Raw genomic sequence first — 20,792 nt, forward strand, 5'->3', positions numbered from 1 at the left:
TAAGCTGAATCATGCCATGACCATGCTGCCTCTCACTCCCGAACACCTGCGGTTCAGTACGGCAATCCTTTGGGCGGTGGCGGGATTCGGAGCCTATTTCTTTCTGTCCCGCAACCCTGACTTCAGCAGGAGATTTTCCGGTATGTGCCGCATTCTGGACCATCAGGGGACGCAGGTGCTTTCACAACGTATGCTGGGCTTTCTGTTTCTGGGAGCAATTTCCCTGCTGATCATTCTGCTCCTGCCCCAGGCGGGTATAAAAGACTATGGCCTTAGCTTCAGGTTCCTTTCAGCACCTCCCTGGTGGTCCTATCTGCTTATTCCCCTGATCCTTCTCCTGAGTTATCTGGCCGCCCCGAATCCCGGCAACCTGGAAAATTATCCGCAAATCAGGGCAAAAGTGTGGACCCGGAGTATGCTGATCTTAAGTGCTGCTTCCTGGATCATATTCCTGATCGGCTATGAATTTCTCTTCCGTGGATTTGTACTGTATGCCTCCCTGGAGTTGCTGGAACCGGTCCCGGCCATCGCCCTGAATTGTGCCCTGTATGCCTTTGCACATTTCTATAAAGGTCCGGGCGAAACCTTTGGTTCCATACCCGCGGGAATCATCCTCTGCTGTTTAACCCTGATCACCGGGAATATCTGGAGTGCCGTGCTTTTACACTCCTTAATGGCTCTCAGCAATGAATGGTTCTCCCTGAAAGTCCATCCGGACATGTCAATTAAAGGAGGCGCCTGATGAAGATATTCGTTTCCGGAGCCACCGGTTTCATTGGAATCCAGCTGGTGAAACAGCTGGTGGCAAATGGTCACCAGGTTCATGCCCTCTACCGTTCCGAATCCAAAGCTGAGCTGATCTGTCATCCGGATGTGGCACTTTTTAAAGGCGATATCCTGGACAGATCGTCCCTGGCGCGGGCCATGAAAGGGTGCGGGGAGGCTTATCATACCGCTGCTTTTGCCGGAGTCTGGACAAAAGACCCGTCTCTGGTTTACCGGCTGAATGTGGACGGAGCCCTGGCAGTCATTCAGGAGGCAGGCCAGCAGGGGATCCGGCGGGTGGTGGTCACTTCCACAGCCGGCATCCTGGGTCCGTCTGAAAAAGAAGCAGTACATGAATCTTCCCCGGCACCCACCTCCTTCTTTACCGGGTACGAAGCTTCCAAATTCCGTTTGGAAGAGCAATTACTGGGGAGAACGGCAACAGATCCGGAGGTGGTCATTGTCAATCCCACCCGGGTGTATGGACCGGGATACCTGAGCGAATCCAACGGGGTTACCAAAATGATCAAGCAATATGTGGAAGGCAGGTGGAGATTGATACCCGGCAATGGTAAGAGCCTGGGCAACTATGTCTTCGTGGAGGATGTAGTAAGGGGGCACCTGCTGGCCATGCAGAGAGGGAAAAATGGGGAACGCTATGTACTTGGAGGGGAGAATATTTCCTACTTGCAACTCTTTGCCTTTGTGCGTGAAGCAAGCGGGGTGCGAAAAAAACTCTTTAAGGTACCCCTCTGGCTCATGCTTGCCGCTGCCGGATTTATGAAAGTTATTTCCGTTCTGACAGGTCGCCCCCCCTTGATAGTCCCTGCTCTGGTTCGCAAATTCAACCACAACTGGATCGTCTCCTCCGCTAAAGCGATCCGGGATCTCGGATACCATCCCACTGAGGCACGGACAGGCATCCGACAAACTGTTCAATGGATTAAAAACTCCTGACCATGAAACTTACCCTTATCATCCCGGCCGGCTTACTGGTTCTGATTCTTGCATCCTGCAGTAAACAGGAATACCCTGTCACAGGTTCCATAGAACGTCTCAGCCCTCAACTGGACCAGATTATTGCTCCGGGCACTCTTCCGGAAATACTGGCCGAGGGCTTCGAATGGTCGGAAGGCCCTCTCTGGCTCAGGGAACAGAAAAAGCTGATCTTCTCAGATATCCCGAATAACTCAATTTTTGAATGGTCTGAAAAAGACGGCCTGAAACTCTATCTGAAACCCTCGGGGTATACCGGCACCATCGCCCGGGGCGGGGAGACAGGCTCAAACGGATTGCTGCTGGATAAAGAAGGCAAATTGGTGCTCTGCCAGCATGGCGACCGCCGGATGGCCAGGATGGAAGCCCCTCTCGATGTTCCTGAAGCTAAGTTCAGCACCCTTGCCGGAGCATGGAAAGGAAAGCGTTTTAATTCGCCCAACGATGCCGTATTCAGCAGCACTGGAAATCTGTATATCACCGATCCTGCCTATGGCATGGAATTCGGATTTAAGGATTCCCTCCGTGAAATAGACTTCACAGGCGTCTTCCTGATCACTCCCGGGGGGGAGGTAAGCCTGCTGACCGACCAGCTCACCGCACCCAATGGGATTGGATTCTCACCGGATGAAAGCCGCTTATACGTGGCCAATTCGGGAGGCCCTTCGGGTTTCATCTGGATGGAATATGAGCTAAGGGAAGATGGACTACTCCAAAATGAAAAACTCTTCTACGATGCCCGACCCGCCTCTGACAGCCTCAGGGGAGCACCGGACGGACTGGCGGTGAGAAACGACGGAATTATCTTTGCTACGGGTCCCGGCGGAGTCTGGATCCTGACTCCCGGGGGAGAACACCTGGGCATCATAAAAACCGGCCAGGCCACTTCCAACTGCACCCTGGATGCAAAAAACCGCTATCTCTATATAACAGCAGATATGTACCTGCTGCGGATCAGGCTGCGTTAATCAGTCGACTCAGACTTCAGGCAGCACCCAGGGTTCCCGGTAGGTGGGTGTCAGATAGCTGTCTGCTTCCGCATCGTTGATAAACTTGCTCTTTTCTGCATCCCAGTATAATCTTCTGCCTGTCTTAAAGGCCACATTCCCCAGGTGACAGGTCCGGGCCACGCCTGCGGCAATCTCCACCGGACAGTTCAGCGGTGCACCGTTCTTTATGCCGTCGATAAAATTGGCCATATGGTTTGAGAGGCCCTTCCCATCTCCCTGGATCAGGTCGATTCTATCCAGGGTGGGCTGACCTCCTTTGGGTTCCGGAATTACCTCCCAGCCGCCGCGGTCCACCACCAGCGTACCCTCATTGCCCACAAAACCCACTCCGTGTGAACGGCCGTAATAACCTCCGTCAATCCCGATTCCATGGTCCCAGAGCATGGTGAAATCATCAAACTCGTAAATGGCCTGAAGGGTATCCGGAGTTTCACAGGCATCTTCCGGATAGGCAAACTTCCCCCCCATGGCCATGACCGACTTAGGGGCATACTTTTGCATACCGAAAAGTGCATAATCCACGATATGAACCCCCCAGTCGGTCATCATCCCCCCGGCATAGTCCCAGAACCAGCGAAAGGTAAAATGGAACCTGTTTTTATTAAAGGGCCGCCTGGAAGCAGGACCCAGCCAGAAATCATAATCCACTCCTTCCGGAACCGGCGAATCGGCTACCACGGGAACCGATTTCATCCAGCCCTGGTAGGACCAGGCACGTACGGTCCTGATTTTCCCCAACTGACCGGAGTGTACATATTTAATCGCATCCTGCCAGTGAGTATCACTGCGCTGCCACTGTCCGATCTGCACCACATTTCCATATTTTTGCACCGCCTTCTCCATGATATTGCACTCTTCAATGGTGTTGGCCAGTGGCTTTTCACAATAAATATCATAACCTTCCTGCGCTGCATATATAAAAGGTATGGTATGCCAGTGATCCGGGGTGCCTATAATAATGACATCCAGTCCCTTATGCTCCAGCAGATGACGAAAATCCTTATAAGCCCTGGGGGCCTTCCCCTGGATCTTCTCCACATCCTTTATCCGCTTATCAAGTACGTTCTGATCCACGTCACAAAGAGCAGCACACTCGGTATTGGGAAGGTTCAGGAAAGCTCTCAGATCGGAAAAGCCCATTCCATTGACCCCGATCACTCCGCAGACCAGTTTTTCATTGGCACCGAGTATTCCTCCCTTCAGGGTGGAAAAGGGGGAAGTCATTCCAATTAATGCAGTGGCAGCTGCAGATTTCCTGATAAATTCTCTTCTGTTGGTAGGCATAGGTAAAATCTTAAATGGTTTATAAGTTAGTTGCTTGTTTGCTGAATAAAACTAATGATTTATCTGTTAAGGGGAGCAAAAAGGGAGTTCCCCTGATTAAACTTCCGGTCCAGCAACAGGTCCACCACCTGCACTCCATTCATCATGGTTCCGTAAAGGCCATGGGAAAACTTGGGCTGATAAAGGTTCTTTATGGGAGTTTTCATGGGCAGCCGTTTGGGTCCGAACTGCGTGACCAGAGAGGCCATATCATACAGGCTTCCTGTTGGAGATCCCGAATACCTGGCATAGGTCGCCGGTGTGGCAATATCCTTCACCACCACATGCTTACTAAGATCGGGGATGAAGTACTTCTCAGCAATGCCGATAAAGAAGCCGGCCCATTTTTCCTTCTCCGCCTTGTACCTGGGATAATCGCTGTCCCTCCACTCCTTCCACTGTCCCAGGGCAAAGGGGGTACACCGGAGAGTAATCGTATTCTTTGCACCGGTGGTAAGCGAGGGACAGATAAGCGCCATATGGAAACATTCTTCAGAAAAAGCCTGATCCCCATTCAGATAAGCCTGGAACAACTTTTCGGCAGTGCCCAGTCCGGTCGATACCACGTTGTATGGATAATCCAGATCCAGGGTTTTCATATCGATCTTATCGTCCAGTCCCAGGGCCACATTGATGGAGGAGACCGACATTATGGTATTTTTCAGCTTGTCCACATAGGCATCCGGCAGATGTTGATCGCCCACCAGGGTGCGCATGGCCAGCATGGGATCAACAGTAGTAATAAGGGTTTCCGCCAGAATGGGTTCCTCCTCCCCTTTCACCCTGATCCCCCTGGCCACCCCGTTCTCTACCAGGATCTTTTCCACTTCTGCATTAAATAAGATTTCACCCCCGCGTTCCTGGAACAGCAAAGCCATCCTGGCCGGAAATTCATCGAAAAACCCGTAGGGCCTGAAACAGCGGGTCATGGACGAGAGCATGGCCCCTGTGGCCATGATGGCGGATGCCCGGTCCGAGGGAACCCCGGAAAAGGAGGTGAAAGTCTCCATCACCTCCCTTAGCTTCGGATTGGTAATCCCGAACTTATCAAGCAGTCCCGAATAGGTTCTGTTCAGATTTGCCACCACCTTGGGAGCCTGGAAAGGGATCTTTAGTTTATCCTTCAGGGTGGAATTGGCCTTTAATTTGCGAACCTGCCTGAACATATCCACCGAATAATCCATCAGCGCCCTGATCTTCCGGGCATCATCGGGAAAAAGTTCAACCAGGTAATTTTTAAAATTCTCCGCCCCGGCAGGAATCTTATACTCCTCTACCTGGTCGCCGCTTACCACCAGCCGGCGCATGAAATCACCCTTATACTGTTTCAGATCCAGGTCAATCTCCAGGTACTCCAGAATATCTATAATATCGGGAAAGAGCTGAGTGGTCTCAAAAACATAGCCTTCGCGTTCATAGGCCGTACTGTATCCGCCGGGGTAGCTGTTTTTCTCTACAATCAGGGTACGCTTGCCCTCCGTGTTTTTCTGCCACATCATCCCTGAAGACAGACCGCTCAATCCCGCTCCGATGATCACAAGATCGTATTCCTTAGCCCCGGAATAATTCGACCTTACACTGTCTCTTTTCAGTTGAATGCTGCTTTTCATGATACCGGGATTGGAAATTATACCTCTAATTTAGGATAAAGATTTATACCTTGCGTCGGTTTTCCGTAAGATTCATGAAGACCAGCAGCACAAAAATAACCGGAATCCTTCTGGCAGGTGGAAAGAGCCGGAGAATGGGTGTTGAAAAGGGCACCCTCGTTATTGGAGGCGCGCTTCTTTATCAGCACCCCCTGAAGGTGCTGGAAGGGCTCTGTGATGAGATCCTGATCAGCAGCTACAGCGATTCCATTTCCCGGGTTCCTCACAGGAAAGTCTGTGATGAAATCAAAGGAATTGGTCCCCTGGGGGGGATATTCAGCTGCCTGAAACAGTCATCTTCCGATCTGAACCTGGTGCTCTCCTACGACTTGCCCCTGGTCAATGAATCCCTGTTCCGGCTGCTTATCTCTGAAAGAGACCGCTATGATCTGGTGCTGCCGGCCATGCCCGGGAAACAAGCGGAGCCTCTCTGTGGCCTCTATCACAAAAATGTCCTGGAAGTAATCGGGCAGATGATCAGACAGAAGGATTATAAGGTAAACCATTTGCTGGACCGCTGCCCCAGCAGGGTGGTCCCGATCACCAGGGATATGAAATGCTGGCAAACCGATCTGTTCCTTAATATTAACAGCAAGGAGGATCTCCAGCGCCTGCCCCCAGGTTTTAAAACAGATTAAGATGAAGAGAGAGATCAATTCCATCTGATTGAAAGCGGCTGTGGCAGGCGGATTATGGGCCAGTTTTGAGATTATAGTGGGGAGTCTTCTGCACAATTTGCATCTGCCTTTTTCCGGCACCATCCTGGCTACCTTCTCGGTTATCTGGATGATCTCCTTTTTGCAGATCTGGAACGAAACCGGGCTCATCTGGAGGGCCGGGCTTATCTGTGGATTAATGAAATCTCTTTCCCCCAGTGCCGTGATCCTGGGCCCGATGACCGGAATCATGATGGAGGCCCTGGTCATGGAACTGCTCATTTATCTGCTGGGCAGAAATATGTTCGCTTATATCATGGCCGGAATTGCTGCTCTTCTAAGTACCATCATGCATAAACTGGCCAGCCTTTTTATTCTTTATGGAAACGACCTGGTAAATATTTATGTCAACCTGTTCCGCTTCATCCAAAAACAACTTGGCCTGGAAAATGCGGAATCCAGGGACCTGATTACCGGAATCATAGTCCTGTATATACTGCTGGGGGCAGCTGCTGCACTTGCTGGCAGCCTCCTGGGCAAAAGAGCCCTGCAAAAACAGAACGCGCCCGGCTCCGTTCCCAAAGCTTCAGATCCTTTTGTTTCGGCCGGGCAGGAAGCAGATCCAAACCAGGCTTTCCGGATCGTATTGTTGTTTATGCCTGTACTGATGATCCCTGGCCTCCTTTTACTGATCAACCGTTTTGGCCTTCAGCTTCAAGCCCTGGTTCCATCCGGACTATACCTGCTTTTCCTGCTCCTGTACTACAAACGTATCATTCACCGCCTTAAAAAACCCTTTTTCTGGAGTCAGTTGGTACTGATGACTTTGCTTGCAGGCCTCTTCTGTCATCCTCAGGATGGCAGTAACTTCATGATTCAAAACGGTTTTCTGGTAGGTCTGGAGATGAGCCTGCGTGCGGTACTGATCGTATCTGCATTTTCCGGGCTCTCTGTGGAAATCAGAAATCCAATGGTAACAGGCTACCTCCTGGGATTGGGATTCGGTAAAGCCTATGCAGCCCTGTCGTTGGCTTTCAACTCATTACCGGCCATGCTTGATCGCTCAGCCAGGCTCTCCAATTTCCTCAGGAAGCACTTCCAGGCATTTTCAGATATGCTTGTGGAGGCTGAAATGTGGATGAACTACTACCAGAAAGAGTTTCAGGACTAATTTATTTCAATTCTACATAGACTTATTATGCTGATTTATATGGTTTTATAATACATATATAAATTCACATATCTATGTTTTTAGATATATAAAAATTACTTTTACACTCTCAGATTTTTAACTTCATTTCATTAAAGGACCATTCGATGACTAGCCGAAGAGATTTTATAAGGATTTCTGGTTTGGGCATGGGAGGATTGGCCGTAAGTGCATAAAGTTTAGCTGTTTAAAAGAACTTGTCCTCTTCTCCGCCCCAAGGGACCGAACTCAGTATAAATACCGACCGGACGCCCACCATTTGCGAAATCTGCTTCTGGAAGTGCGCCGGGTGGGTCTATAAGAACCCGGAAGGAAAGATCTGGAAAGTGGTTGGAAATGAGGAGGATCAGCACAGCAACGGTCGCTTATGTCCCCGCGGAACAGGAGGCCCTGGCATGTACTATGACGAGGACCGCCTGAAAAGACCTCTGATCCGTACCGAAGAGAGGGGCAGGACGATCTTCCGGGAAGCTTCCTGGGACGAAGCATTTGATTACATAGCCGAAAAAATGAGAGCCATCGCAGAGGAACATGGCCCCGAATGCACCGCATTGCTGACCCACGGCTCAGGAGGAAAATACTTCGGAACCCTTTTGAAAGCTTTCGGATCCAACAACATTGCCGCTCCCTCTTATGCACAGTGCCGGGGTCCGCGTGAAGTGGCCTATCATATGACCTTCGGTGAAGGAGTGGGAAGTCCGGAGAGAATCGACATCCGGGATACCAAATGTCTGGTGCTGATCGGGGCTCACCTGGGTGAGAACATGCATAACGGACAGGTTCAGGAAATGTCCGATGCCATCAACAAAGGTGCGTCCATTATTACGGTGGATCCCCGTTACAGCATTGCTGCCAGCAAATCCAAATACTAGCTGCCCATCAAACCGGCCACCGACCTGGCCCTCCTGCTGGCCTGGATCCTGGGGACAACGAGGCGGATTCTATAATCCGGAAACCGTCACCATTCCCGACTGGCCCCATCCGCCATTCCCGACTCCAAAAAGAACCTGGAGAGATGCCTATCCCGGGAAATACAACCTGGCCTATGAGACCATTGCTTCGGGGATTTGCGATGCCACCATCCCGGATGTGAACAGGGGCTGCAACTTCAAAGGATGGATCGTGAACGGTACGAATCTGATCAAAACCATTCCCGATACGCCTAAATTGCTAGAGGCCATACAGGCGCTGGAACTGCTGGTCGTGATCGATACCATGCCCATGGCCATAACCGGTTGGGCCGATGTGGTACTCCCCGAATATACCTACCTGGAGCGTTATGATACGATCCGCGATTCCCCTCACCGCAAGCCGGCCATCGCTCTGCGAATGCCTGCTGCCGATCCTCTCTACAATACCAAACCAGCCTACTGGATGGCGAAAGAGTTGGCCAAACGCCTGGGGCTGGAAGATTATTTCAGCTGGAATTCCATCAAAGAGATGCTCGACTGGCAGCTCAAACAGGCAGGCTCCTCCCTGGAGGAGATGAAGCGCATCGGGGTGAAAACCTTCGAACGCTCTTACGATGATCTCTACAATGATCCGGACCAGGAGGTGGAGTTCAATACCAATACCGGAAAAATAGAACTCTACAGTACGGAACTGGCTGCCGAGGGATTTGACCCCCTGCCGGTTTATACTCCTCACGAAGAGCCCCCGCCAGGATATTACCGCCTTAATTACGGACGGGCACCCATGCATACCTTTGGACGGACCGCCAATAATGCGCTCTTAAAAGACCAGATGGATGAGAATACGGCCTGGATCAATCCGAAGGTGGCCGGTGAATGGGGAATTGAAAACGGACAGTATATCTGGCTGGAGAATCAGGACGGGGTACGCTCCTCCTTTCCCATCCGGGCACGTGTTACCGAGCGAACCCGCTGGGACAGTGTTTACATGGTACATGGATTCGGGCATACCAATGATAAACTCTCCAGGGCTTATGGCAGGGGGGCCAGTGATTCGGAGCTGATTACCCGGGTTCATCTGGATCCCATTATGGGAGGGACGGGAATGAGGGGCAATTTTGTCACCTTCAGGTTTGAACCCAAAGAAGAGGAGGCTGCATCATGAGATACGCCATGGCCATAGATACGAAGAAGTGTGTAGGCTGCAGCGACTGCGTGGTTGCCTGTCAGACCGAAAACAAGGTACGTATCGGGTATTGCCGCGACTGGGTGGTGGAAGTCACAGACGGAACCTACCCCCGGCTGGAGATAGAGATCCGGTCTGAACGCTGCAACCAGTGCGACAATGCACCCTGTGTACGCTGCTGCCCCACCGGTGCCAGTCACTATGCCGATGGAGGCATTGTTCTGGTCACTCCCAACAAGTGCATCGGATGCGGGGCCTGCATTACCTCCTGTCCTTACGATGCCCGTTATCCGCATCTCGATGGTTATGTGGATAAGTGCATTTTGTATTCACAGGGTTAAAAAGGGACTGGAACCGGCCTGTGTTGCCGCATGTCCCACCAAATGCATGTATTTTGGAGACCTGGACGATTCCAGGAGTTCCGTTTCAGAGATCCTGAAAGTCCGAAAATATAAAACCCTGATCCCTGAAGCAGGGACCGATCCCCAGTTGTATTTCCTTATCTAACAGAACCATGAGAGAAGAGATTATTGTCAGCGGACGCAACAACTACCTGATTGATCCCCAGCTGCATATCTGGCACTGGCAGATTCCCCTCTATCTTTTTCTGGGCGGACTGGCCGCAGGGATCCTCTTTTTTGCTGCCTTTTTCACCCTGATGGGAAAGGAAAACAAGTATCGTGCCGCTGTAAAAATTGCACCGCATATCGTACCCTGGGTATTGATCGCGGGGCTGCTGGCTCTGCTTCTTGACCTGAAACATCAGCTCTATTTCTGGAGATTGTACACCACCATTCGCCTGGAATCGCCCATGTCCTGGGGCGCGTGGGTTCTTATGCTGGTCACCCCATTGTCCTTTATCTGGTCGGCCATCCATATCAGGGAGGTCTTTCCCAAATGGGATTGGAAGTATGAAATCATAAAGAATCTGGAGTCCTTTTTTCTTAAACAGAAAATAGCTATCGCCTGGGTCATGGCGATAAGTTCCATCATTCTCGGGGTGTATACGGGGATCCTTTTTTCGGCATTGATTCTCCTCGCAGCAAGCTGCGAGGAATCATCTATTAATTGTTTATTTTAAATGTGCTCGCTTACCCCGCAGCAGAGCTACGGGGAATGCGCTCGCGTAATTCAACGCCAGACCTCTCTGGAACACTTCGATTCTTGGTCCTCTGTTCCTGGCTTCAGGCCTTTCAGCAGGTGCGGCCGTGATTATGCTGTTTTCACAGAAACATAAGGAAAGGAACATGTTTTCCAGGATCGATATCGGTATTATTGTGGTGGAGCTCTTCCTGATTATCCATATGTTCATGGGCTTCCTGGCCAGCACCCAGGTACAGATCGAAGCAGCAAAACTTTTCCTGGGAGGGCCCTGGACAGCCCCCTTCTGGATCTTTGTGGTGATCCTTGGAATGATTGTCCCGGTCATCCTGGAGGTTTTGGAACTGAAAAAATTTAAAATTCCTGTGGTGATCCCGGCTACTCTTGTTCTTTTCGGAAGCCTGATGCTGCGTTTTATCATTTCCTTTGCCGGCCAGGAAAGCAGGTGGCTCTATTAAATAACTTAATAAACTATCCATAATGAGTGAATCAAATAAACCAAAGACAAAAAGCCGGTACATCAATCCCTACCTGGGGGGGTGTGTTGCTGGGCCTGGTACTGATCGCTGCCAACTTTGTTTCGGGCAGGGGCCTGGGTGCCAGTGGCGCTGCCAAAAGCGCTATCGTGGCCTCCGTCAATACGCTGGCACCCGGGCATGCTGAAAATGCAAAGTTCTACCAGGAATACAACGCTTCGCACACCGAAGGACCCATGAAATCGTGGCTGGTATTTCAGATGCTTGGGGTCATTGTGGGAGCCTTTCTCTCAGGGGCTGTTTTTAACCGCCTGAAATTCAAAGTGGAACACTCCCCCGGGATCACCTCAAAACGCCGCATCGTTTTTGCCGTCCTTGGAGGGATCCTATTTGGGTTTGGATCGCAACTGGGTCGTGGATGCACCAGTGGCTCGGCATTAAGCGGCATGGGCATGCTTTCCCTGGGAGGCTTTATTTCTATGGCATTCATTTTTGGAACCGCTTTTGCCCTGGCCTGGTTCTTCAGGAAAAACTGGATTTAACCCATTTTATTTCACAATCATGGGACCTTTAATTATTAATGATATCATCTCTCAAAACACCAACTTCTTTCTGGCCTTCCTCATAGGAACAGGTTTCGGTTTTATCCTGGAAAGCAGTGGTTTCTCCTCCAGCCGGAAACTGGCCGGAGTGTTTTACGGTTACGATACGGTTGTACTTAAGGTATTTTTTACTGCGGCTATCGTGGCCATGCTGGGATAGCTGTTTATGAGCCTGTTTAACTGGATCGACCTGGATATGGTCTATATCAATCCCACCTACCTCTGGTCGACTATCATTGGCGGCGCCATCATGGGCGCTGGTTTCATCACCGGAGGTTTTTGTCCGGGCACCAGCTTTTGTGCTGCTTCCATCGGGAAAATCGATGCCCTGTTCTTTATTGGCGGATTATTCCTTGGAATACTCATTTTTGCTGAGGCCTATCCCCTGCTGGAACCCTTCTACAAAGGTTCCTTCAAAGGAAGCCCCACCCTTCCCCAGGCACTTGGATTGAAAGACAGGGTGGTTGTGCTGGGGATTATCATTGTAGCCCTGGGCATGTTCTGGGTGGGGGAATGGGCCGAAAAAAAGTTCTCCCGGGAGGAATATTAGCAAGTGTATCAATTTGCCTGCAAACAAAAGCAGGAATGATTCGTTTTAAGAACTATAGTGTATCATAAAGAAAAACCAGCATCATGAAACCAAGAATATTTTTAGCCCTGATTATCGTCCCCCTGGGCCTGATCCTGGCCGCCGTTCCGGCCAATACCACACATCCGTATAAACTCTCTCCCCAGGATATGCTGGAGTATTTAAACAGCGGGATGCAGTATTTCTCGCCCGATGAAGTGGCACACATGCTGGTCAGCAAAGACCCTTCGCTGGTTCTGATCGATGTCAGAAGTGAAGATGAGTACGATAAATTCCACCTCCCCGGCGCCATCAATATCCCGCTTGCCTCGCTGCTGGAAGATCAATGGAAGGATTACCTCCACCAGGACCTTCGTTACAATGTGTTTTACTCCAACGGAACGGTCAATTCCAACCAGGCCTGGATGCTCACACGGCAACTGGGTTACCAGAATAACTACGTGTTGCAGGGTGGCCTGAATTACTGGGTGGAAACGATTATGAATCCCACTCCGCCCTCATCCACCAGCCCCGACGAGGAGATTGCCAGGTACGATTTCCGAAAAGGTGCCAGCCAGGCACTCGGCGGAGGAGCCCTTGTGGAAAGCAGCAGTCAGCCGGCCCCTGATCTTCCAAAGATTGCCCCCCGTCCCGCGAAGAAACGGGTGGAGGGAGGATGCTAAAACAAACCCTGTAAAGAATTTTTCTGGCTATCCGGACCAGCCTTCGCGGTCCAGGTTGCGGTAATTAATTGCTTCCGATAAGTGGGAACTTAGAATATTTACGGAACCCTCCAGATCGGCAATAGTGCGTGCCACTTTCAATATCCGGTCATAAGCCCTTGCGGAGAGACCAAGCTGTTCCATGGCCAGCCTCATCATCCAGGCCCCGGACTTATCCAAGGAGCAATGCCGGTTTCGGAGGGCAGGCCCCATCCGGGCATTGCTCCGTACATGAACGGATCCTTTAAACCTTTTAAACTGAATTTCCCGCGCCCGGATTACCGCTTCCCTCATAGCTGCGCTGCCCTTTGAAGGCTCCTTTTCAGATAACTGACCGAAAGGAACCGGAACCACCTCCAGGTGTATATCGATACGGTCCAGCAAGGGACCCGATATCCTCGAAAGATATTGCTTGATCACACCCGGACCGCAGCTGCACTCTCTTGCAGGATGGTTGTAATTGCCGCAGGGACATGGATTCATGGCAGCTATCAGCATGAAATCCGAAGGGTAGCTTACCCGGTATGCGGCCCTGCTAATATGAATCTCCCGGTCTTCCAATGGTTGACGCATCACCTCCAGAACCGCTCTTTTGTATTCGGGAAGCTCATCCAGAAACAGAACACCATTATGAGCCAGGGAGATCTCCCCAGGCTGAGGAGAACTCCCACCCCCGATCATGGCAATATTGGAAATGGAGTGGTGTGGCGTCCTGAAGGGCCTGGTGCTGATCAGCCCGTTTTCCTTACTTACCCTGCCGGCTACAGAATAGATCCGGGTGGTTTGCAGGGATTCCTCCAGGGTCATGGGCGGCAGAATTCCGGGAAGTCTCTGGGCCATCATGCTCTTCCCCGATCCTGGTGGACCGATAAGAATCAGGTTATGTGATCCTGCCGCAGCAATAAGCAGGGCCCGTTTGATCGCAGCCTGGCCCTTAACCTCTGAGAAATCAGACTCGCAGGGAAGGGGCCCTTTCACCGGAGCTGTTTTATTATTGCCGGGGCTTGACTTCAGAGCTTTCCCGTTCAAAAAAGAAACCACGGCGCTCAGGGTCGAAACAGCCACCACCTCAACTCCATCTACCACCAGGGCTTCTGCTTCATTTGCCAGAGGAACAATGACGCCTTTGAATTGCTCCTCCCTGGCCAGCAATACCATGGGGAGGACTCCTTTTACAGCTACCACACCACCATCCAGAGATAATTCACCAAGGATCAGGTAATCGGCCAGACGGCTGTCGCTTACCTGCCGGCTTGCGGCCAGGATCCCGATGGCAATAGGCAGATCAAAGTGGCTCCCTTCCTTCCGCATACCGGCAGGCGCCAGGTTGATGACCACCCTGTAGCGGGGCCATTCAAATCCATTATTGCCCAGGGCCGATTCGATACGCTGCTGGCTCTCCCGGATGGCATGATCGGCCAGTCCCACAATAAAAAACCTGATCCCCTGCGTAATATGAACCTCGATGGAGATTTTCAGCGCACTGATTCCATGCACCGAACTGCTGAATGTCTTGATAAGCATACGAAGCTGTTTGCATTACTGGTTAATGAGCCCACGGTAAAGCTCATCTACCTTCAGCAGGAAATTATTTTGCACAAAAATTCACCTCCAAAAAAAATGAATCTTACTATTACTAACTCCGGTAACACGGACCCTATACGCTGTGGCAAGTTCCTATTACAAGGAAGATGACGATATCTCCGGTAAAACCCAAGAATGTCGGGGGCTAGAGGAAAAAGTGCGGGAGTTACCTCTTCTTTGCATCTGTTTACCTCTGCTTTGCTGCTGCATCCCTTTCCACCATCATGGAAGCCTAAGGTCAGCACGGAACAGGAAATTTATCTTAAGCACTTACAATGCTGGTATTCATGCAGTTAATTCCTCTGTCATAGTTATTTTACTGTCTTTTTAGTTAATCTACTGCATTTATAGTTGCTTTACGTAAAAACAAGTTGTATATTTGCAGGGTACAACAATTTTACTATGACCAGAAGACTTACAAAGGCGGAAGAGGAGATTATGCTGATCCTGTGGAAACTCGGAGAATCCACCATCAGGGAGGTCATAAGCCAACTGGAGGAACCCAATACTCCGTATACCACCGTTTCGACGGTGGTACGTGTTCTGGAGAAAAAAAAGTTTGTAGGTCATAAAGCCGTGGGGACCACCTACCTTTACTACCCGCTGGTACAAAAAAAAGAGTATCTCAGGGCTTATTTATCGGGGATTGTATCAGACTATTTCGATGGTTCCTTTTCAAGGATGGCAGCCTTTTTCGCCAGGGAAAATGACCTGGATATGGGAGATCTGCATGAACTGATCTCAGAAATTGAAACTGAACTTAAAAATTCCGGCAATCATGAATGATCCTTTTATCTACCTGCTCAAAGTATCGGCCGGAATTGCCATCATATTCCTGCCCTACTATTTCCTTTTCCGCAACGACCCCAACCTGCATATCAAGCGTTTTTACCTGCTTGCAGGAATAGCTGCCGCATGGATCTTTCCATTTATCACTTTCCGTAAGGTAAGCCTGGCAGTCGACCTGACTCCTACTGTTTTCATTGATCTGGATACACCAGGTGCCCGGGCAGTGCAATTCGAAAATGCCGGGGCATCAGCCGGACTGAGCATCAACTGGCTGCAGGTGATCATTTTTATTTATCTGGCCGGTCTTAGCATCATGTTCCTGAAAAATCTGTTCATCATATTAAAATGGAACTTCACCTGGCTCCGCATGCACGACGACCAGGGTGTGGCCTATATTAAAAATGACCAGGTATTTACCCTGTTTAACAGGATCTTTGTTCCTGCATCCCTGAGGGAAGAGGAAAATCTTGATAACGTACTCCTCCATGAAAAAGCACATATTCAGCAGCTCCACTTCATCGACCTGATGCTGATGGAGCTTACCCTGCTGCTTACATGGTTCAATCCCTTCTCATGGCTTATTTCCAGGATGATTAAAGAAAATCACGAGCATCTGGCCGACAGGCAGGTCCTTTCGGCCGGTATTAATCCCGCTCGTTACAAAGCACAGCTTATGAACCACACCCTGGGGGTGAATGTGTTCCGGCTGGGCGCTCCGTTTAATCATTCCTTAACACTTAAAAGATTTAAAATGATGAAAAAGCCAAAAAAATCGCCCCTGGGACTCATTAAAATTGCCCTTTTGATACCCGTGATATTGATCACCCTGGGTCTCACCACCGGCATGACTCCCCAACAAAAAACTGTAAAGGGCAAGGTAGTCATTGCCGATACCGGAGAGCCGGCCATGGGTGCCTCTGTTGTGATCCGTAATAGCACCGTCGGTTGCGTAGTGGATAAAGACGGGTCCTTTATGCTGAGCGTAGAGGGAGACCCGGAACTGGTGATCTCTTTTGTTGGGTACAGTTCCCTGGTTGTAAAGGCCTCCGAAATAGGGAAGAAGCCCCTGAAACTTGAAGTAGAAACCTATACCCTGGACCTGGAGACGGTGACTATGGAAGTGAAGGGGAAGTCTTCCGGAACCTTCACCATTAAACAAAAGGACGGATCGGATGCTCAGCCTGTCTTTGTGGTGGATGGAAAAGTGGTAAAAGAGATTGATAAGCTGGATCCCGAATCCATTGATAATATTTCAGTCTTCAAGGACCCCGACAGTGAAATGGTGAAAAAATACAAGGCCAAAGACGGGGTGGTCATGATCACCACAAAGAAAACAGCGGAGGTCTCGGGAAAAGATGAAATGGAATCCATCGAGATAAACGGAGAGGTATTCTACGTGGTGGAAGACATGCCCAAGTATCCCGGGGGCCTGGGTGCTCTGAAAGCCTATATCTATTCCAACCTGGAATACCCGGAAAAGGTAAAAGAGCAGGGGATTGGAGGTGAGGTAATCGTTCGCTTCTTAATCAACGAAGAGGGTAAAGCTGTGAAGGGTGAGGTCCTCAGAAGCAGCTATGCAGAATTGGATGCTCCGGCCCTGAAGGTGATCAGCGAAATGCCTGACTGGACACCCGGCAAGCAAAGAGGGAAAGCCGTGAAAGTATGGTATGTTATGTCCATCCCGTTCGACGGCAGTGCAAAATAATCCTGGATAAATAAGCCGATCCAAGAAGAAGGGGGGATCGTCCGGTACGGGCGGTCCCTTTTACCTGGCTGTCCTAAAACACTCCCTGCTCGATCAGAAGGACCAGGATATGCAGGACCTTAATGTGGACTTCCTGGATCCGGTCGGAATTCTTCCGTCCCTTTACCCGGATCTCCTGATCTGCCAGGCCTGCAAGCAGCCCTCCCGTCTTGCCGGTCAGCCCGATAACCCTCATTCCTTTTCCCCTGGCGGCTTCAACAGCCTTGATGATGTTCATGGAATTGCCGCTGGTGCTGATGGCCAGGAGGATATCACCCTGCCGACCTATTCCCTCCACATATCTCGAAAAGATCTCATCAAAACTGTAATCATTGGCTGTGCAGGTGATATGCGAGGGGTCGGAGATGCTGATTGCAGGAAGGGCCGGACGCTTCTCCCGGAAGACCCCTGAGAGTTCTTCGGCAAAGTGCATGGCATCGGTCATGGAACCCCCGTTGCCACAGGAGATGATCTTTCCACCCTCCTGAATGGCATTCACCATCATGGCTGCAGCCTGTTCAACGGCCTCCAGGTTTCCGGCTTCGCTAATAAACTCTTTCAGCACTTCTTGTGCTTCATTCAGGTTTTCCAGGATCAGGGTTTTCATATTCCCAAAAGTAAAAAACAGTTTCGACTTTTTTGGCTTTCGTCCTTCTGGACTTTATCGTTAACTTTACAGGCTAAATTTAAAGATATGGGAATACCCAGGTTTATAAAACTTCCCGGACATAAACACTTTAATTACACTCCCAGGTACTGGGACCCGGAGAAGGAGGCCAGAGAGGAACGGATCAGGCAGATTAAACAGGAGATGGGAATCGAAGTACCTGCAGATCCCAACCGTACAACCATCAGGCGGGGATCTTTCCGTACAGCGGGCAAGCAGAAGAAAGTTAAGGCCAACCGCAGTTCGAACATCAGGCTCCTGGTAATCCTGGCCATACTCCTGTTTCTTGCGTATTTATTATTCTACAGGTAGATGTCAGAGGTGATTCAGGTGTTGAGTGATGCGGTTGCCAACCAGATCGCAGCGGGAGAGGTGATTCAGCGGCCGGCTTCGGTGGTGAAAGAGTTGATGGAAAATTCCGTGGATGCAGGGGCAAGCAGTATCAGGGTAATTATTAAGGATGCCGGTAAGACTCTGATCCAGGTGCTGGATAATGGGACCGGGATGTCGGAGCTTGATGCCGAACGCTGTTTTGAGCGACATGCCACTTCCAAGATTTCCTGTGCCGAGGATCTATACACCATCCGGACCTGTGGTTTCAGGGGGGAGGCCCTGGCTTCCATGGCTGCAGTAGCCGAGGTGAGCCTGAAAACCCGTATGAGTAGTGATGAACTGGGTACACAGATTCGCATAGCAGGATCGAAACTTGAATCGAAGGAAGCCATCCAGGCTCCGGCAGGGTCTAATTTTCAGATCAGGAACCTCTTTTATAATGTCCCGGCCCGGAGGAAATTCCTGAAGAGCGATCAAACAGAATTGCGCCATATTATCAATGAGTTCAATCATGTGGCTCTGACACACCCGGAGATTTCATTTTCATTAACACACAACCAGTCGGAGATTTTCCGGCTTCCTGATTCCAACCTGAGGCAAAGAATCGCCGGCATATTTGGAAAATCAACAAACAACCACCTGATTCCCCTGGAATCGGAAACCTCCCTGATCACCATCACCGGCTTTATAGGCCTGCCTGAACACGCCAGGAGAACTTACGGGGAACAGTTCTTTTTTGTCAATAACAGGTATATCCGACATCCCTACTTTCACAAGGCGGTTATGAACGGATATGAGCAGATCCTGGCTGCCGATCATATTCCCTCCTACTTCATCTATTTCACCATCGATCCGGCTCATATTGATGTGAACATCCACCCCTCAAAAACAGAGGTCAAATTCGAAGATGAACGCTCCATCTGGATGATACTTCTGGCTTCAGTGAAAAAAGCCATTGGGAAAAACAATTTGTCGCCCTCCCTGGATTTCGGTATCGAAGGGGTCATCGATATTCCGGTACTCTCCAGGGACACAGAAATCCGGCAACCCTCCATTAATACCAATCCGGGCTATAATCCCTTTGCTGATGAAAAAAGCTATGAACGCGGTAAACGCTCAGCTCCATACCTAAATGAACGTTTTGAGGGATGGAACCGGCTTTTTGAACCGGCTGCGAACAATCAGGGGAGTAAGCAGAAAAACCTTCAGATAAAAAACAAATATATCCTCTCTCCTGTCAAATCAGGTCTGATGCTGATTGATCAGCGCAGGGCCCACGAAAGAATACTTTACGAACGGCTGCTGCAAGCCCTGGTACAACAAAAGCCATTGGTGCAAAAATCGCTGTTCCCGGAAACCATTACCCTGAATCCGGCAGACTACCAGGTATGCCTGGAAATGATGGAGAGCATGGAGGCGCTGGGTTTTGATATCCGGGACCTGGGCAATCAGAGTATCGTGGTTCACGGCTTGCCCTCGGAAATACAACCCACAGCTGCCACCGACACCATTGAGTTGATGATTGAACAGTTCAAAAGTATGCAGGGCCTGAATAAAACGCAGCACGCAGAACGCGTATCCCGGGCTGCTGCAAAAGCATCGGCTATTCAATATGGAAAGCAGCTTAACGATATGGAAATGCAGGAACTGATCGACCAGTTGTTTGCCTGTTCCAACCCGAACTATTCACCTTCCGGTTCCCTGATTGTTAAAATCATTGAACTGGAAGAACTGGATTCTCATTTTAAAGAATAGACATTATGAATGGATTTTATAGCGGAAGAATGAGTAATACACCCCCGGTTACCAAAAACCTGATCATTATTAATGTAGTCATGCTGTTGGGAACCATGCTTTTTCAGAGTACGGTCAATGTAAACCTGAATGCGGTTCTGGGTATGTTTTACATTCAGTCGCCCTACTTCGGACCCTGGCAGATCGTCACCCATATGTTTATGCATGGAGGCCTGGGCCATATCTTTTTTAATATGTATGCCCTTTGGATCTTCGGAAAAACCCTGGAGAGCGTATGGGGCAGCAAACGCTTCCTGATCTATTATCTGGCAACGGGACTGGGGGCCGCCTTTTTTCATCAACTGGTCAATTATATCCAGTTTGCCCCCGATATTGCAGCTCTGAAAGATGCCTACTCGGCAGACCGCATTAACCACGCGCTGCTGAATGAGATATTACAGCCAGGTAATCCCTTTTATCAGATCGGCCGGGAACTGATCAGGCCAACGGTTGGAGCCTCAGGTGCCGTTTATGGCGTTTTGCTCGCCTTTGGGATGCTGTTCCCCAATACCCCCCTCTTTATTATGTTCATTCCGATACCCATCAAGGCCAAATGGCTGGTGATCGGATTCGGAGCTCTCGAACTATTTCTGGGGATCACCCAGAGCGGAGGAAATATCGCACACTTCGCTCACCTGGGTGGTATGATTTTTGGGTTCTTCTTAATCAGATACTGGAATAAGTTTACAAATAATTTCTACTAACT

Annotated in this window: 22 protein-coding genes and 1 pseudogene; 19 read left to right on the forward strand and 4 right to left on the reverse strand. The window is 50.0% G+C overall.

Annotation, left to right across the window (positions count from 1 at the left end):
• The first annotated feature begins 16 nt into the window (after positions 1-16).
• From P1P86_04885 to P1P86_04895, 3 genes are read left to right on the forward strand one after another with little or no spacing between them, the layout of a single operon-like run.
• On the forward strand, positions 17-742 hold the full coding sequence (locus P1P86_04885) for a CPBP family intramembrane metalloprotease (GenBank protein MDF1574510.1): 726 nt from the start codon (positions 17-19) through the stop codon (positions 740-742).
• A complete protein-coding gene (locus P1P86_04890) occupies positions 742-1,722 on the forward strand; it encodes an SDR family oxidoreductase (protein ID MDF1574511.1) in 981 nt (326 codons plus the stop codon). The genes P1P86_04885 and P1P86_04890 overlap by 1 nt, the downstream gene beginning before the upstream one ends.
• Positions 1,723-1,724: 2 nt before the next feature.
• Positions 1,725-2,729, forward strand: coding sequence for an SMP-30/gluconolactonase/LRE family protein (locus P1P86_04895; protein MDF1574512.1), 1,005 nt, complete (start codon positions 1,725-1,727; stop codon positions 2,727-2,729).
• Positions 2,730-2,738: 9 nt separating this feature from the next.
• Here P1P86_04895 and P1P86_04900 read toward each other — a convergent pair whose 3' ends face one another.
• On the reverse strand, positions 2,739-4,055 hold the full coding sequence (locus tag P1P86_04900; GenBank protein MDF1574513.1) for a Gfo/Idh/MocA family oxidoreductase: 1,317 nt from the start codon (positions 4,053-4,055) through the stop codon (positions 2,739-2,741).
• A 59-nt stretch (positions 4,056-4,114) separates the two neighbouring features.
• Entirely contained in the window at positions 4,115-5,704 is a 1,590-nt protein-coding gene (locus tag P1P86_04905) for an NAD(P)/FAD-dependent oxidoreductase (GenBank protein MDF1574514.1), read from the reverse strand.
• Between the two features lie 74 nt (positions 5,705-5,778).
• Here P1P86_04905 and P1P86_04910 point away from each other — a divergent pair, with 74 nt between their 5' ends.
• The 11 genes and pseudogenes from P1P86_04910 to P1P86_04960 all read left to right on the forward strand — a co-directional run bounded on the left by P1P86_04910 (position 5,779) and on the right by P1P86_04960 (position 13,136).
• Entirely contained in the window at positions 5,779-6,381 is a 603-nt protein-coding gene (locus tag P1P86_04910) for a molybdenum cofactor guanylyltransferase (protein MDF1574515.1), read from the forward strand.
• Between the two features lie 28 nt (positions 6,382-6,409).
• The gene (locus P1P86_04915) at positions 6,410-7,570 is read left to right on the forward strand and encodes a hypothetical protein (GenBank protein ID MDF1574516.1); all 1,161 of its coding nucleotides are present in this window, start codon (positions 6,410-6,412) and stop codon (positions 7,568-7,570) included.
• 236 nt (positions 7,571-7,806) lie between these two features.
• Complete coding sequence (locus tag P1P86_04920) at positions 7,807-8,481, forward strand: molybdopterin-dependent oxidoreductase (GenBank protein MDF1574517.1); 675 nt, start codon at positions 7,807-7,809, stop codon at positions 8,479-8,481.
• Positions 8,420-9,685, forward strand: coding sequence for a molybdopterin dinucleotide binding domain-containing protein (locus P1P86_04925; GenBank protein ID MDF1574518.1), 1,266 nt, complete (start codon positions 8,420-8,422; stop codon positions 9,683-9,685). The genes P1P86_04920 and P1P86_04925 overlap by 62 nt, the downstream gene beginning before the upstream one ends.
• Complete coding sequence (locus P1P86_04930; GenBank protein ID MDF1574519.1) at positions 9,682-10,047, forward strand: 4Fe-4S binding protein; 366 nt, start codon at positions 9,682-9,684, stop codon at positions 10,045-10,047. The genes P1P86_04925 and P1P86_04930 overlap by 4 nt, the downstream gene beginning before the upstream one ends.
• A gap of 173 nt (positions 10,048-10,220) precedes the next feature.
• Positions 10,221-10,787 carry a polysulfide reductase NrfD gene (gene nrfD, locus P1P86_04935; GenBank protein ID MDF1574520.1) on the forward strand — a complete coding sequence of 189 codons (567 nt, stop codon included), beginning with the start codon at positions 10,221-10,223 and terminating at the stop codon, positions 10,785-10,787.
• A gap of 67 nt (positions 10,788-10,854) precedes the next feature.
• Positions 10,855-11,265, forward strand: a pseudogene (gene nrfD / locus P1P86_04940) (polysulfide reductase NrfD).
• A 26-nt stretch (positions 11,266-11,291) separates the two neighbouring features.
• The gene (locus P1P86_04945; GenBank protein ID MDF1574521.1) at positions 11,292-11,825 is read left to right on the forward strand and encodes a YeeE/YedE thiosulfate transporter family protein; all 534 of its coding nucleotides are present in this window, start codon (positions 11,292-11,294) and stop codon (positions 11,823-11,825) included.
• 19 nt (positions 11,826-11,844) lie between these two features.
• A complete protein-coding gene (locus tag P1P86_04950) occupies positions 11,845-12,045 on the forward strand; it encodes a hypothetical protein (GenBank protein MDF1574522.1) in 201 nt (66 codons plus the stop codon).
• A 6-nt stretch (positions 12,046-12,051) separates the two neighbouring features.
• Positions 12,052-12,435 (forward strand): YeeE/YedE thiosulfate transporter family protein, encoded by a 384-nt coding sequence (locus tag P1P86_04955; GenBank protein MDF1574523.1) that lies wholly within the window; start codon positions 12,052-12,054, stop codon positions 12,433-12,435.
• Between the two features lie 83 nt (positions 12,436-12,518).
• Positions 12,519-13,136 carry a rhodanese-like domain-containing protein gene (locus P1P86_04960; GenBank protein MDF1574524.1) on the forward strand — a complete coding sequence of 206 codons (618 nt, stop codon included), beginning with the start codon at positions 12,519-12,521 and terminating at the stop codon, positions 13,134-13,136.
• A gap of 27 nt (positions 13,137-13,163) precedes the next feature.
• Here the strand turns inward: P1P86_04960 and P1P86_04965 are convergent, their stop codons facing one another.
• Positions 13,164-14,699 carry a YifB family Mg chelatase-like AAA ATPase gene (locus P1P86_04965; GenBank protein ID MDF1574525.1) on the reverse strand — a complete coding sequence of 512 codons (1,536 nt, stop codon included), beginning with the start codon at positions 14,697-14,699 and terminating at the stop codon, positions 13,164-13,166.
• Positions 14,700-15,161: 462 nt separating this feature from the next.
• Between P1P86_04965 and P1P86_04970 the strand changes: the two genes are divergently transcribed.
• The gene (locus tag P1P86_04970; GenBank protein ID MDF1574526.1) at positions 15,162-15,545 is read left to right on the forward strand and encodes a BlaI/MecI/CopY family transcriptional regulator; all 384 of its coding nucleotides are present in this window, start codon (positions 15,162-15,164) and stop codon (positions 15,543-15,545) included.
• A complete protein-coding gene (locus tag P1P86_04975) occupies positions 15,538-17,253 on the forward strand; it encodes a TonB family protein (protein ID MDF1574527.1) in 1,716 nt (571 codons plus the stop codon). Before P1P86_04970 ends, P1P86_04975 begins: the two co-directional genes overlap by 8 nt.
• Positions 17,254-17,326: 73 nt before the next feature.
• Here P1P86_04975 and lpcA read toward each other — a convergent pair whose 3' ends face one another.
• Positions 17,327-17,899 (reverse strand): D-sedoheptulose 7-phosphate isomerase, encoded by a 573-nt coding sequence (gene lpcA / locus P1P86_04980; GenBank protein ID MDF1574528.1) that lies wholly within the window; start codon positions 17,897-17,899, stop codon positions 17,327-17,329.
• 87 nt (positions 17,900-17,986) lie between these two features.
• Between lpcA and P1P86_04985 the strand changes: the two genes are divergently transcribed.
• The 3 genes from P1P86_04985 to P1P86_04995 are packed head-to-tail and all read left to right on the forward strand — an operon-like array spanning position 17,987 to position 20,790.
• The gene (locus P1P86_04985; GenBank protein ID MDF1574529.1) at positions 17,987-18,271 is read left to right on the forward strand and encodes a hypothetical protein; all 285 of its coding nucleotides are present in this window, start codon (positions 17,987-17,989) and stop codon (positions 18,269-18,271) included.
• A complete protein-coding gene (mutL, locus tag P1P86_04990) occupies positions 18,272-20,047 on the forward strand; it encodes a DNA mismatch repair endonuclease MutL (GenBank protein ID MDF1574530.1) in 1,776 nt (591 codons plus the stop codon).
• Positions 20,048-20,076: 29 nt separating this feature from the next.
• The gene (locus tag P1P86_04995) at positions 20,077-20,790 is read left to right on the forward strand and encodes a rhomboid family intramembrane serine protease (protein ID MDF1574531.1); all 714 of its coding nucleotides are present in this window, start codon (positions 20,077-20,079) and stop codon (positions 20,788-20,790) included.
• Positions 20,791-20,792: the final 2 nt, after the last annotated feature.

The organism is Bacteroidales bacterium, from assembly GCA_029210725.1.
Taxonomy (GTDB): Bacteria; Bacteroidota; Bacteroidia; order Bacteroidales.